Annotated in this window: 12 protein-coding genes; 4 read left to right on the forward strand and 8 right to left on the reverse strand. The window is 68.3% G+C overall.

Annotation, left to right across the window (positions count from 1 at the left end):
* The first annotated feature begins 13 nt into the window (after positions 1–13).
* Entirely contained in the window at positions 14–2,536 is a 2,523-nt protein-coding gene (locus WG903_RS16430; RefSeq protein ID WP_340077379.1) for an ABC transporter permease, read from the forward strand.
* Positions 2,533–3,588 (forward strand): lipocalin-like domain-containing protein, encoded by a 1,056-nt coding sequence (locus tag WG903_RS16435; protein WP_445263610.1) that lies wholly within the window; start codon positions 2,533–2,535, stop codon positions 3,586–3,588. Before WG903_RS16430 ends, WG903_RS16435 begins: the two co-directional genes overlap by 4 nt.
* Here WG903_RS16435 and WG903_RS16440 read toward each other — a convergent pair.
* Positions 3,585–3,785 carry a DUF3606 domain-containing protein gene (locus WG903_RS16440; RefSeq protein WP_340077381.1) on the reverse strand — a complete coding sequence of 67 codons (201 nt, stop codon included), beginning with the start codon at positions 3,783–3,785 and terminating at the stop codon, positions 3,585–3,587. The genes WG903_RS16435 and WG903_RS16440 overlap by 4 nt on opposite strands.
* Positions 3,786–3,861: 76 nt before the next feature.
* Positions 3,862–4,791 (reverse strand): hypothetical protein, encoded by a 930-nt coding sequence (locus WG903_RS16445; RefSeq protein WP_340077383.1) that lies wholly within the window; start codon positions 4,789–4,791, stop codon positions 3,862–3,864.
* Positions 4,792–4,944: 153 nt separating this feature from the next.
* Between WG903_RS16445 and WG903_RS16450 the strand changes: the two genes are divergently transcribed.
* Positions 4,945–5,361, forward strand: coding sequence for a MarR family winged helix-turn-helix transcriptional regulator (locus WG903_RS16450; RefSeq protein ID WP_340077385.1), 417 nt, complete (start codon positions 4,945–4,947; stop codon positions 5,359–5,361).
* A gap of 59 nt (positions 5,362–5,420) precedes the next feature.
* The gene (locus WG903_RS16455; RefSeq protein WP_340077387.1) at positions 5,421–5,819 is read left to right on the forward strand and encodes a tautomerase family protein; all 399 of its coding nucleotides are present in this window, start codon (positions 5,421–5,423) and stop codon (positions 5,817–5,819) included.
* 3 nt (positions 5,820–5,822) lie between these two features.
* On the opposite strand, the gene WG903_RS16460 is transcribed toward WG903_RS16455, so the two are convergent.
* The 6 genes from WG903_RS16460 to nuoL are packed head-to-tail and all read right to left on the reverse strand — an operon-like array spanning position 5,823 to position 12,192.
* Positions 5,823–6,266, reverse strand: coding sequence for a DUF1178 family protein (locus tag WG903_RS16460; protein WP_340077389.1), 444 nt, complete (start codon positions 6,264–6,266; stop codon positions 5,823–5,825).
* Positions 6,267–6,275: 9 nt separating this feature from the next.
* Positions 6,276–6,848 (reverse strand): NUDIX hydrolase, encoded by a 573-nt coding sequence (locus WG903_RS16465; protein WP_340077391.1) that lies wholly within the window; start codon positions 6,846–6,848, stop codon positions 6,276–6,278.
* Positions 6,845–7,144 carry a DUF2818 family protein gene (locus WG903_RS16470; protein WP_340077393.1) on the reverse strand — a complete coding sequence of 100 codons (300 nt, stop codon included), beginning with the start codon at positions 7,142–7,144 and terminating at the stop codon, positions 6,845–6,847. Before WG903_RS16470 ends, WG903_RS16465 begins: the two co-directional genes overlap by 4 nt.
* A 25-nt stretch (positions 7,145–7,169) precedes the next feature.
* The gene (nuoN, locus tag WG903_RS16475) at positions 7,170–8,669 is read right to left on the reverse strand and encodes an NADH-quinone oxidoreductase subunit NuoN (RefSeq protein ID WP_340077395.1); all 1,500 of its coding nucleotides are present in this window, start codon (positions 8,667–8,669) and stop codon (positions 7,170–7,172) included.
* A gap of 12 nt (positions 8,670–8,681) precedes the next feature.
* Entirely contained in the window at positions 8,682–10,154 is a 1,473-nt protein-coding gene (locus tag WG903_RS16480; protein WP_340077397.1) for an NADH-quinone oxidoreductase subunit M, read from the reverse strand.
* Between the two features lie 19 nt (positions 10,155–10,173).
* On the reverse strand, positions 10,174–12,192 hold the full coding sequence (gene nuoL / locus WG903_RS16485; RefSeq protein WP_340077399.1) for an NADH-quinone oxidoreductase subunit L: 2,019 nt from the start codon (positions 12,190–12,192) through the stop codon (positions 10,174–10,176).
* Between the last annotated feature and the right edge of the window lie 8 nt (positions 12,193–12,200).

Genomic DNA, 12,200 nt, shown 5'->3' on the forward strand with positions numbered 1-12,200 from the left:
TCACAATGCGCGGGTGCTGAGGCTCCTGCGCGCCTTCTCCTGGCCGGCGCTGCGCCACCACCCGTGGCTCGGCGCCGTTGCCGTTCTGGCTGTCATGCTGGGCGTGGCGCTCGCCTTCTCCGTCCACCTGATCAACCAGTCGGCGCTCGACGAGTTTTCGGGCGCGGTGCGTGCCACCAGCGGCGAGCCCGACGTGGAACTGCGCGCTGCCGCGGGCCACCTCGACGAGCGTTTGTTCGCGCGCGTCGCTGCGCATCCCCAAGCGGCGCTTGCGAATCCCGTCCTCGAAGTCGCGACCTTCGCGGTCAGCCCCGACGGCCAGCGCCGGCCCTTGCGCGTGGTGGGGCTGGACGTGCTGTCGGCGGCATCCCTCTCGCCGACCTTGATGCCGGCGCTCGCGCCGGGCGAGGACCGCCTCACGCTCTTCTCGCCGGGCGTCGTATTCCTCAACGCCGCGGCGCGCCGAGTCGCAGGCGATGCGCCGTCACTGCGCCTGCAAAGCGGCCTGGCCCTGCGCGAAGCGCGCATCGCCGGCAGCGTGGCCGCCGCCGGCCCGCCGCTGGCCGTCATGGACATCGCGGCGGCGCAGGACTTCTTCGCGCGCGGCGGCGAGCTGACGCGCATCGACGTGCGCCTCGCGGCCGGCGCCGACCGGCAGGCGTTCGTGCGCTCGCTGGACCTTCCGCCGGGCGTCGTCGCCACCAGCCCGGCCGATGCGGCGCAGCGCGTCGGAAATTTGTCGCGCGCCTACCGGGTGAACCTCACGGTCCTGGCGCTCGTCGCGCTGTTCACGGGCGCCTTCCTCGTCTACTCGGTGCTGGCGTTGAGCGTCGCGCAGCGCGCACAACAGTTCGCGCTGCTCGGCGTGATGGGGCTGACGGCGCGCGAGCGCGCGGCGCTGGTCGTGGCGGAAGCATTCCTCCTGGGCGCGGTGGGCAGTGCGCTGGGCATCGCGCTCGGTGGGGCGCTGGCGCAGGTCGGGCTGCGGGCGCTGGGCGGCGACCTGGGCGGCGGCTACTTTCCCGGCGTCGCGCCCGAGATGCACTGGAGCACGCCCGCAGCGCTGCTGTACGGCGCCCTCGGTTGCGCAGCGGCGATGGCGGGCGGCTGGCTGCCCGCGCGCGCCGCTCAGCACTTGCCGCTGGCGCAGGCGCTGAAAGGCCTGGGCTCGGCGCCCTCGCATTCGCGCCGCCGAGCCATCGGCGCGATCCTGCTGGCGGCTGGCGTTGCCTGCGCCTTCCTGCCGCCGCTCGCGGGCATCCCCTTGGGCGCGTATGCGTCCGTCGGCCTGTTGCTGGTCGGGGGGATCGCCGTGCTGCCTGCCGCCATCGCGCTGCTTTACGGCCCCCTCGCGCCGGTGGTGCGCCATCGCGCGCTGCCGCTCCTGGCCCTGGAGCGCGCGCGGCGCGTGCGCGAGAGCGCGGCCATCGCGGTCAGCGGCGTCGTCGCGTCGCTCAGCCTCGCGGTCGCCCTCACCGTGATGGTCGCGAGCTTCCGCGATTCAGTGGCGCGCTGGCTCGACGTCGTGCTGCCCGCCGACCTGTACCTGCGCACCGCTGCGTCGTCGCAGAGCGCCGACACGGCATGGTTCCCGCCCGGGTTCGCCGCGGCGCTGGCGCAAGCGCCCGGGGTGGCGCGCCTGACGGCGCAGCGCACGAAGCCCTTGCTGTTCGACCCCACGCTGCCGCCCGTGGTGCTGCTGGCGCGCGACATGGACGATGCGGCGCGCTCCCTGCCGATGGTCGGCGACGTCACCGCGGTTCCGGCCGGGGCGGTGCCGGTCTACGTCAGCGAGGCAGTGGTGGACCTCTACGGCGCGAAGCCGGGCGAGAACTTCACGCCGCTCGCGCGGGCGCTGGGCGTCGATGCGCGCTTCGTCGTCGCCGGCGTGTGGCGCGACTACGTGCGCCAGAGTGGCGCGGTCGCCCTGGCGCGCGCGGACTTCGTGCGGCTCACGGGCGACCGGCGCGCCAACGACATCCAGCTGTGGCTGGCGCCCGGCGCCGACGCGGCGCAGGTGCAGGCGGCGGCGCGCGGGATCGCCCGCCAGCAAGGCGGGTTCGAGGAGTCGCTGGAATTCGGCTCCGCGCGGGAGTTGCGCGCGGCCTCGCTGCGCATCTTCGACCGCAGCTTCGCCGTCACCTACTGGCTGCAGGCGGTCGCCATCGGCATCGGCCTCTTCGGCGTCGCCGCCAGCTTCAGCGCGCAGGTCCTCGCCAGGCGCAAGGAGTTCGGCCTGCTCGCGCACCTGGGCTTCACGCGCGCGCAGGTGCTGCGCATCGTCGCGGGCGAAGGCGCGGCGTGGACGGCCGTCGGATCCATCGCAGGGCTGGCGCTGGGTTTGGCCGTGGCCGTCGTGCTGGTGCACGTGGTCAACCCGCAAAGCTTCCACTGGACCATGGACCTGCGCGTCCCCTGGGAGCGCCTGTTGCTCCTGTGCGCGGCCGTCGTCGTCGCCGGCACGCTGACGGCGCGCTTCGCGGGCAGCGCGGCCGCGCGCCGCGACGCCGTGCTGGCCGTCAAGGAGGATTGGTGATCGCCCGCCGCGAGCTGTTGCGCGCGCTGGCGGCGTCGGCCTTCGTGGGCGACGTGCGCGCGCTGCCGCCGGCCCGCATCGAATTCCCGCGCGACCACGGCGCGCACCCGCCGCTGCGCACCGAGTGGTGGTACGTGACGGGGCGCCTCACGGCGGGCGCGCGCGAATTCGGCTTCCAGGTGACCTTCTTCCGCAGCCGCGTCGACACAGCTCAGGCGCTGCAATCGCGCTTTGCCGCGAAGCAGCTCGTGTTCGCGCACGCCGCACTGACCGATGTGGACGGCAAGCGCCTGTGGCACGACCAGCGCATCGCTCGCGAAGGGTCCGGCATCGCGCAGGCGCCCATTGGCGGGATGCAATTGAAACTGCACGACTGGTCGCTGGCGCGCGACGGCTCGGGCGCCATGCAGGCGCGCATCACGGCGAACGGCTTCGCGCTGGACCTGCGCCTGCAGCCGACACAGGCGCCCCTGCTGCAAGGCGATGCCGGCCTGTCGCGCAAGGGCCCACTGCCCGCGCAGGCCAGCTACTACTACAGCGAGCCGCAGCTCGAAGCGCGCGGCGCCGTCACGCTGCAAGGCAAGCGCATCGACGTCGCGGGACGCGCCTGGCTGGACCACGAATGGAGCGAGGAGGTGCTGGACCCGTCGGCCGTGGGCTGGGACTGGATCGGCATGAACCTGGACGACGGCGGCGCGCTCACGGCCTTCCGCCTGCGCAAGCCCGATGGGTCGACCCTGTGGGACGGCGGCTCGTTCCGGCCGCGCGGCGGCTCGCCCTATGTGTTCTCGCGCGGCGAAGCCGTGTTCAGCGCGCAGCGGCGCTGGACGAGCCCGCTGTCACAGGCGTCGTACCCGGTGGAGTGGATCGTGCGCACGCCGGCGGACTTCTACACCGTCACCGCGGCCCTCGACGGCCAGGAGCTGGACAGCCGCGCGTCCACGGGGGCGATCTACTGGGAAGGGCTCGCGCGCCTGCGTGACAGCAACGGCCGCGCCGTCGGCCACGGCTACCTGGAGATGACCGGCTACGCGCAGCGGCTGCGCATTTAGGCCGAGGGCCGCTCCTCGCTGTGCCCACGCAGGTGCTCGCGCACCTTCATGGCGCTGTCGCCGACCGCGGCGACGGCTTCCTTCACGCGCCGTTCGCTGGCGTTGAAGTAGCGCGCCCAGGCGCACACCTCCCATTCGTCGTCGAGGTGGATGCGGTCGTTCTCGCCGATGGCGGTGCCGGTCTTGTGGACGGACATGGGGCTTTCTCCGTGGTCAGGATGAGGAACTGCGAAGCATCTTGCATGCCCGCCGAACGGCGGCATGTAGGAGAACTCAGTCGATTCGCTTGAGAACCGCGAGCGCCCCGCCCTTGAAATCCTCCAGCGTCAGGCTGGGTTTGAGCGTGCCGCAATCCACCGGCATGTACGCCACCTGCGGCTGGCCGAAGCGCTCGAAGTGGCGGGCATGGCAGCCCTCCTTCGTCGCGACCACGTACAGCGGCCGCTTCTTCAGGTCGTCGTCGGCCACCGAGACGGCTGCCGTGAAGGGGATGCGCGAACGGTGGCTGAACTCGTTGCCGTAGTCGGTGGTGGTGCCCAGGAACGCGCCGTAGCTGCCCCACCGCGCGAAGCGGTAGCGCATGTCGCCCACCTTCACCAGCTTGTTGCCGTCGGGGACGTACGCGGCCAGCCCGAACAGCGAGGGGTTCTTCTGCTTGCTCGCGACGTTCATGCGCGCCACCAGCATCTTGCGGTCCTTCTCGGAATCGAGGAAGCGCCAGCCGTCGCCCCACGAGTCGAAGGTCCAGCGCTTGTTCACCGACACGGAGGCCAGCGACAGCGCGACGTCCTGGTGCGCGAAATTGGCGTTGACCGGCAAGCCCTTGAAGCCCAGCGCGGCGATGCGCTTTTCCTCGTCTTCCGTGGCGCGGCGCTGCGCGAGGAAGGTCTCCAGGCGCTTCTTCATCTCCACGGTTTCGGGCGCGACGGGGAAGGTGTCCGAGAGCTGCTTGTACGTGGCGACCGCCTTCTCCTCGTTCGCGGCGCGCATCGCGCCTTCGACTTCGATGGCCAGCTGGTAGGGCGAGAGGCGCAGGTCGGCGTTCTCCTTGCGCAGGCGCTCCACTTCGGCGCGCAGGGCCACGATGTCGTTGGGGTCCGGGCCGCCGCCGGCGGCGGGTGGGCTCGACGGCTTGCAGGCGGCCAGCGCCGCCACGGCCAGCATCGCGGCCAGCGGTGCACGGGCGAAGTTGCGCATCGTCATCGGCGTTTGCCTCCCAGACAGCTGCGCCATTATTCAGCCACCCTGCCGCGCGCAAGCGCCCCATGGCCCGAAATGGCTATGGTCCTGCCCGGCCATGGGGCCCGAATCCCGACTTAGTTGCATGGCTAACTATTTAGGGATAGGATGGCGCCCATGTTCGACCACTGCCTGTACTTCAATACCACCGCGCTGGCCCGCGTGGTGGAGAAGGAATGGACGGCCGCTTTCAAGCCTTTCGGCGTGACGCCTTCCCAGGGCTTCCTGCTGCGGCTTGCGCTTGCGCGCCCCGGCCTGTCCCAGTACGAAATGGCGGATGAGCTGACCATCTCCCGCCCCACCGCAACCCGGCTGATCGACGGGCTGCAGGCCTTGGGCCTGCTCGAGCGCCGCGAGGCCGAGCACGACGGCCGGCATTGGTCGGTGCACCCCACGCGCAAGGCGCGCGAGATCGAGGAAGCCATCAACGCCGCGAGCGGAGCCGTCACGCGGCGCATCCAGCAGCGCGTGGGGCGCGAGAACTTCCAGGACACCGTCGGCAAGGTACGGGCCGTGTGTTCCGCCCTCAAGTGAATCCCCCTTTTTTTTGCCCCGATAGTTGCATCGCTAACCATCAACGAAAGGAAGAAGCCATGCCCATCCTCAACGCCAAGGTGTCCCGGCCCGCCAGCCCCGAACTCACGCAGCGCATCGCCGGCAAGCTGGGGGAGCTGACCGCGCGCATCCTGAAGAAGCCGCCGGAGGTCACGGCGATCACCCTCACCTACGTCCCGCCCGAGCACTGGGTGATCGCGGGGCGCACGCTCGCCGAGCACGGCAAGTCCAGCTTCTACCTGGACATCAAGGTGACCGAAGGCACGAACACGAAGGACGAGATGGCGCAGTACGTCGCCGAGACGTACGCGGCGTTCCGCGACATCCTCGGCGAGTTGCACGAGGAGAGCTACGTGTACGTGGAGGAGGTGCACGGCTTCGCGTACGGCTATGGCGGCCGCACGCAGGAATACCGCTACGTGAAGGCGAAGCTCTGAGGCTTACTGGAGCGGGCCCTTGAGGGCCTTGGGGATGGGCAGCGGCAACACGCCGATGCCCTCCTCGAGCAGCTGCTCGGTCTCCTCGGCCGAGGCCTGGCCGCGGATGTTGCGCTCCTCGGTCTCGCCGTAGTGGATCTTGCGGGCCTCTTCGGCGAAGCGCTCGCCGACGTCCTCGGTGTTGGCGAGCACGTGGCGCACCATCTGCAGCCACTTGGCCTGCATCGACGGGTCGCTGGTGGCCATCACCTCGTTCTTGGCGGTGGCCTGGGGCGGCTGCGCGCCCCGGTTGATGCGCGGCGCCGACAGGCGCTTGGCCACGTGCGTGTCGCCGCACAGGGGGCATTCCACCAGGCCGCGCGCCAGCTGCCCCTGGAATTCATCCTCGGAGCCGAACCATCCTTCGAAGACGTGCCGTTGCCGGCACTCGAGGTCCAGAACCTTCATGGGACGGGATTATGGCTGCCAGTCCAGATGCCAGGTCCCGGCAAGGACATTCTGGAGCCAGAAGGCGCCGATGAGGGTCTTGGAGTCGGTGATCGTGCCGTCGCGGCACCAGCCCAGGACCTCGGCGGGCGTGGCGGTGAAGACCTCGAGGAATTCCTCGTCGTCGAGCTTGGCTTCGGTCAGCGTCAGCCCGCGGCAGAACCAGATGTCGATGAACTCGGTCGAGTAGGAGATGACCGGGTGCAGCTGCCCTGCCCTCGCCCACTGCGCGGCGGTGTAGCCGGTTTCCTCGAGCAGCTCGCGCTTGGCGCACACCAGCACGTCCTCGCCGCGGTCGATCTTGCCGGCCGGGAACTCGACCATCACGCGCCCCATGGGGTAGCGGAACTGGCGCTCCATCACCAGGCGCCCGTCGTCCAGCACGGGGATCATCATCACCGCGCCGGGGTGCACCACGTATTCACGCGTCGCCGTGCCGCCGTTGGGCAGCCGCACCGTGTCGCGGAAGGCGTGCAGGAAGTTGCCCTTGAGGATCTCCTCGCTGGCGGTCTTCTCTTCGATCAGGTGGCGGTCGGCGGTCATCGGCGTCGGGCGAGGTAGCGCCACACGAAACCCGGAAAGGCGAAGGTGATGAAGAGCGCGCCGGTGACGGCGTAGAACTCCCAGCCCTGCGGCGCGACCTGCCCGAGGCGCTTTTCGAGCAGCACGCCCAGCAAGCCTACCGCGAAATAGAGCACCACGAGCTCGACGAGGCGCATCGCCAGCGACTTGCGCCCCTGCCACGGCACCACCGCGAACACGCGGTCGTTGACGAAAGGCAGGTTGGCCGCGACGAGCGCGGCCACGATGACGAGCCAGGTAGAGACCGTTTGCGTCATGCGACCCGCACCGTCGCCGCGACGATCACGTGGCCAGGGTCTTGAGGATGGCCCGCGCGCACAGCGACATCAGGCCGCCCGGCAGGATGCCCAGCAGCAGCACCAGCGCGCCGTTGAGCGACAGCACCATGCGCACGTCCAGCGGCGCGGCCACCGTGGTCACGGTGATCGGCTCGTCGAAGTACATGACCTTCACGACCCGCAGGTAGTAGAACGAACCGATCAGCGACAGCACGACGGCGAAGATGGCCAGGCCGATGTAGAGGTTCTGGCCCGACGCGACCAGCGCCTGCAGCACCGACAGCTTGGCGTAGAAGCCCACCAGCGGCGGCACGCCAGCCAGCGAGAACATGCAGATCGACATGATCGCGGCGTACAGCGGGCTGCGCTGGTTGAGGCCCGCAAGGTCGGAGATCTCCTCGCTCTCGAAGCCCTCGCGCGCCAGCAGCAGGATGATGCCGAAGGTGGCCAGCGTGGTGAGCACGTAGGTGACGATGTAGAACATCGCCGAGCTGTAGGCGTTGGCGGCCAGCGCCGTGTCGTCGACCGACCCGCCCTTGACCACGCCCGCGAGCAGGCCCAGCACCACGAAGCCCATCTGGGCGATCGTGGAATAGGCCAGCATGCGCTTGAGGTTGGTCTGCGCGATCGCGGCCAGGTTGCCGATCACGAGCGAGCCGATCGCGAGGATGACCAGCATCTGCTGCCAGTCCAGCGCCAGCGGCAGCAGGCCCTCCACCAGCAGGCGGATGCAGATGCCGAAGGCGGCGAGCTCGGGCGCGCTGCCGATGATGATGGTGACGGCCGTCGGCGCGCCCTGGTAGACGTCCGGGATCCACATGTGGAACGGCGCGGCGCCGAGCTTGAAAGCGAGGCCCGAGACGATGAACACGAGGCCGAAGACGAGCACCTGGTGCTTCACCTCGCCTGCGCGCACGATCTTGAACACGGTGCCGATGTCCAGCGAGCCGGTGGCCCCGTACAGCATCGACAGGCCGTAGAGCAGGAAGCCGCTGGCCATCGCGCCGAGCACGAAATACTTCATCGCGGCCTCGGTGGCCACGGCGTTGTCGCGGCGCAGGGCGACCAGCGCGTAGCTGCACAGCGTGAGCAGTTCCAGCCCCAGGTAGATCACCAGGAAGTTGCTGCCCGAGACCATCACGAACATGCCCAGCAGCGCGAAGAGCGACAGCGTGAACATCTCGCCGCCGCGCAGCATGTCGCGGTCGGCGGAGTACGGGCGCCCGTACACCATGCAGACCATCATCGCCAGCGCCGAGAAGCACTTGAGCCAGTTGGCCATGGGGTCGGCCACCACCATGGTGCCGAAGGCGTAGCGCGTCTCGTTGTCGATGGCGAGCGAGGCCGTGAGCCACGCGACGGCGGCCAGCGTGGCCATCGTCAGGAAGTAGCTGGCGTTGCGCAGGCGCGAGGTGACGCCCAGGTCCACCAGCGCGATCACGCAGGCCATCACCAGCAGCACGATCTCCGGCGTGGCGACGCTCAGGCTGTTGTAGTCGAACATGTTCTTGTTGCCTTAGATCTTGCTCTGGGCCACGTGCTTCAGGAAGTCGGCGACGGACGGGTTCATGATGTCCGTAAAGGGCTTCGGGTACAGGCCCATCCACAGCACCGCGAGGGCCAGCAGGCCCAGCATCAGGAACTCGCGCGCGTTGATGTCAGTGAGCTGCCTCACGTCCTCGTTGGCGACGGGCCCGAGGTACACGCGCTTGAACATCCACAGCGTGTAGGCCGCGCCCCAGACGAGCGCCGTGGCGGACAGCGCGGCCAGCCAGAAGTTGGCCTTGACCGTGCCCAGGATCACCATCCACTCGCCGACGAAGCCCGCGGTGGCCGGCAGGCCGCAGTTGGCCATGCAGAACAGCAGCGCGAAGGCCGTGAAATTGGGCATGGTGTTGACGACGCCGCCGTAGCTGGCGATCTCGCGGGAGTGCACGCGGTCATACAGCACGCCGATGCACAGGAACATGGCGCCCGAGACGAAGCCGTGGGCGATCATCTGGATGAGGCCGCCGGCGACGCCCAGGTCGTTGAAGATGAAGAAGCCGAGCGTGACGAAGCCCATGTGCGCCACGGACGAATAGGCCACCAGCTTCTTCATGTCCTGCTGGACCATCGCCACCAGGCCGACGTAGATCACCGCGATGATCGACAGCGCGATCATGAACCACGCGTATTCATGCGCGGCATCGGGCGCGATCGGCATCGAGAAGCGCAGGAAGCCGTAGGCGCCCAGCTTCAGCATGATGGCCGCCAGCACCGCGGAACCGCCCGTGGGCGCCTCGACGTGCACGTCGGGCAGCCAGGTGTGCACCGGCCACATCGGCACCTTCACGGCGAAGGCCGCGAAGAAGGCGAAGAACAGCAGCGTCTGCGCCGGCAGCGCCAGCGGCAGCTTGTGCCACGCCAGGATGTCGAAGCTGCCGCCGCTCTTGGTGTACAGGTAGACCAGCGCGACCAGCATCAGCAGCGAGCCGAGCAGCGTGTACAGGAAGAACTTGAAGGCCGCGTAGATCTTGTTGGGGCCGCCCCAGATGCCGATGATCAGGTACATCGGGATCAGCGTGGCCTCGAAAAACACGTAGAACAGGATGCCGTCGAGCGCGCAGAACACGCCGATCATCAGGCCCGACAGGATCAGGAACGCGCCCATGTACTGGTTGACGCGCTCCGTGATCACCTCCCACGCCGAGATCACGACCACAACCGTGATGAACGCGGTGAGCAGGATGAACCAGAACGAGATGCCGTCGATGCCCAGCGAGTAGAAGACGTTGAAGCGGTCGATCCACGGCTGCTTCTCGACGAACTGCATCGCCGAGGTGGTGCGGTCGAAGCCGGAATACAGCGGCAGCGTGACGAGGAAGCTCACGACCGAGCCGACCAGCGCCAGCCAGCGCACCGAGCGCGCCTGGTCGTCCCGTCCCAGTGCGAGCAGCACGACGCCGAAGGCGATCGGCGTCCAGATGGCGAGGCTCAGCAAACCCATTCTTCTTCTCTCGTTTTCTTTATCGGTGCAGCCACACGAACCACGTCATCAGCACGAACACGCCGATGATCATCGCGAAGGCGTAGTGGAACAGGTAGCCGGTCTGCACCCAGCGGATGACGCCCGCGAACCAGGAGACGAGGCGCGCGCTGCCGTTCACGGCCGCGCCGTCGATCACGGCCTGGTCGCCGCCCTTCCACAGGCCCATGCCGATGCCGCGAGCCGCGCGGGCCAGCACGTTCTCGTTGAACCAGTCGAAGTAGTACTTGTTGTCGAGGATGGTGTACAGCCAGCCGAAGCGCTGCTTGACCGCGGCGGGCAGCGCCGGGTTCTTCAGGTACATGTACCAGGCGGCCACCACGCCGGCGAGCGCGAGCCAGAACGGCAGCGTCGTCAGGCCGTGCAGCGCCATCTGCAGCGGGCCATGGAATTCCTCGGCGAGCTTCTCCATGCCCTTGTGCGCCTCGGCGTTCACGAAGATCGCGTCCTTCATGAAGTCGGAGAACAGCATGCCGTGGATGAACAGGAAGCCGGCCAGCACCGAGGGGATCGCCAGCAGGATCAGCGGCGCCGTGACCACCCACGGCGATTCGTGCGGCTCGTGGTCGTGGTGGTCGTCGTGCCCATGGTCGTCATGGTGCGCATCGGGGTTCTGGTCGAAGCGCTCCTTGCCGTGGAAAACCAGGAAGAACATGCGGAAGGAATAGAAGGCGGTGACGAACACGCCCACCGTCACGGCGAAGTACGCGAAGCCGTGACCGGGCAGCGTGCTGAAGTGCACGGCCTCGATGATCGAGTCCTTCGAGTAGAAGCCCGCGAACAGCGGCGTGCCGATCAGGGCCAGCGAACCCACCAGCGAGGTCCAGTACGTGACGGGCATGTACTTGCGCACGTTGCCCATCCAGCGGATGTCCTGGTTGTGGTGCATGCCGATGATCACCGAGCCCGCCGCGAGGAACAGCAGCGCCTTGAAGAAGGCATGCGTCATCAGGTGGAACACGGCGACCGAGTAGGCCGAGGCGCCGAGCGCCACCGTCATGTAGCCCAGCTGCGAAAGCGTGGAGTACGCCACGACGCGCTTGATGTCGTTCTGGACGATGCCCAGGAAACCCATGAACAGCGCCGTGATCGCGCCGATCACCATCACGAAGGACAGCGCCGTGTCCGACAGCTCGAACAGCGGCGACATGCGCGCCACCATGAAGATGCCGGCCGTCACCATCGTCGCGGCGTGGATCAGCGCGGAGATCGGCGTGGGGCCTTCCATCGAGTCGGGCAGCCACACGTGCAGCGGGAACTGCGCGCTCTTGCCCATGGCGCCGATGAACAGGCAGATGCAGATCACGGTGATCAGCATCCAGTCGGTACCGGGGAACGCCAGCTTGGCGAGTTCGCCGGACTTGGCGAAGGCCTCGCTGTACGACAGCGTGCCCGCGTAGGCCATGATGAGGCCGATGCCGAGGATGAAGCCGAAGTCGCCGACCCGGTTGACCAGGAAGGCCTTGAGGTTCGCGAACACCGCCGTGGGCCGCGTGTACCAGAAGCCGATCAGCAGGTACGAGACGACGCCCACCGCCTCCCAGCCGAAGAACAGCTGCAGGAAGTTGTTGCTCATGACGAGCATGAGCATCGAGAACGTGAACAGCGAGATGTAGGCGAAGAAGCGGTTGTAGCCGTCGTCGTCGGCCATGTAGCCGATGGTGTAGATGTGCACCATCAGCGACACGAAGGTCACCACGCACATCATCATCGCCGTCAGGCCGTCGACGAGGAAGCCCACCTCCATCTTCAGGCCGCCGATGACCATCCACTCGTAGATCGTCTCGTTGAAGCGGGCGCCGTCCAGCGCCACGGCCTTCAGGGTCATCGCGGAAATGACGAAGGCGATGAACACGCCCAGGATGGTGAACGTGTGCGACAGGCCGCGGCCTATCCTGTTGCCGCCGAAGGTGGTGCCGAAGATGCCCGCGATGAGCGAGCCCGCCAGCGGCGCCAGCGGGACGGCCAGGAGCGTCGTTGCGTTGAGGGTCGAAGCCATGTTTTTTG

It is taken from the genome of Ramlibacter sp. PS4R-6 (assembly GCF_037572775.1).
Lineage (GTDB): Bacteria > Pseudomonadota > Gammaproteobacteria > Burkholderiales > Burkholderiaceae_C > Ramlibacter.

What these genes read in the sequence shown, in the direction of transcription:
- WG903_RS16440 (WP_340077381.1), bottom strand. Translation starts at nt 3,785, where the DNA reads ATGTCCGTCCACAAGACCGGCACCGCCATCGGCGAGAACGACCGCATC.
- WG903_RS16445 (WP_340077383.1), bottom strand. Translation starts at nt 4,791, where the DNA reads ATGACGATGCGCAACTTCGCCCGTGCACCGCTGGCCGCGATGCTGGCC.
- WG903_RS16450 (WP_340077385.1), top strand. Translation starts at nt 4,945, where the DNA reads ATGTTCGACCACTGCCTGTACTTCAATACCACCGCGCTGGCCCGCGTG.
- WG903_RS16455 (WP_340077387.1), top strand. Translation starts at nt 5,421, where the DNA reads ATGCCCATCCTCAACGCCAAGGTGTCCCGGCCCGCCAGCCCCGAACTC.
- WG903_RS16460 (WP_340077389.1), bottom strand. Translation starts at nt 6,266, where the DNA reads ATGAAGGTTCTGGACCTCGAGTGCCGGCAACGGCACGTCTTCGAAGGA.
- WG903_RS16465 (WP_340077391.1), bottom strand. Translation starts at nt 6,848, where the DNA reads ATGACCGCCGACCGCCACCTGATCGAAGAGAAGACCGCCAGCGAGGAG.
- WG903_RS16470 (WP_340077393.1), bottom strand. Translation starts at nt 7,144, where the DNA reads ATGACGCAAACGGTCTCTACCTGGCTCGTCATCGTGGCCGCGCTCGTC.
- nuoN (WP_340077395.1), bottom strand. Translation starts at nt 8,669, where the DNA reads ATGTTCGACTACAACAGCCTGAGCGTCGCCACGCCGGAGATCGTGCTG.
- WG903_RS16480 (WP_340077397.1), bottom strand. Translation starts at nt 10,154, where the DNA reads ATGGGTTTGCTGAGCCTCGCCATCTGGACGCCGATCGCCTTCGGCGTC.
- nuoL (WP_340077399.1), bottom strand. Translation starts at nt 12,192, where the DNA reads ATGGCTTCGACCCTCAACGCAACGACGCTCCTGGCCGTCCCGCTGGCG.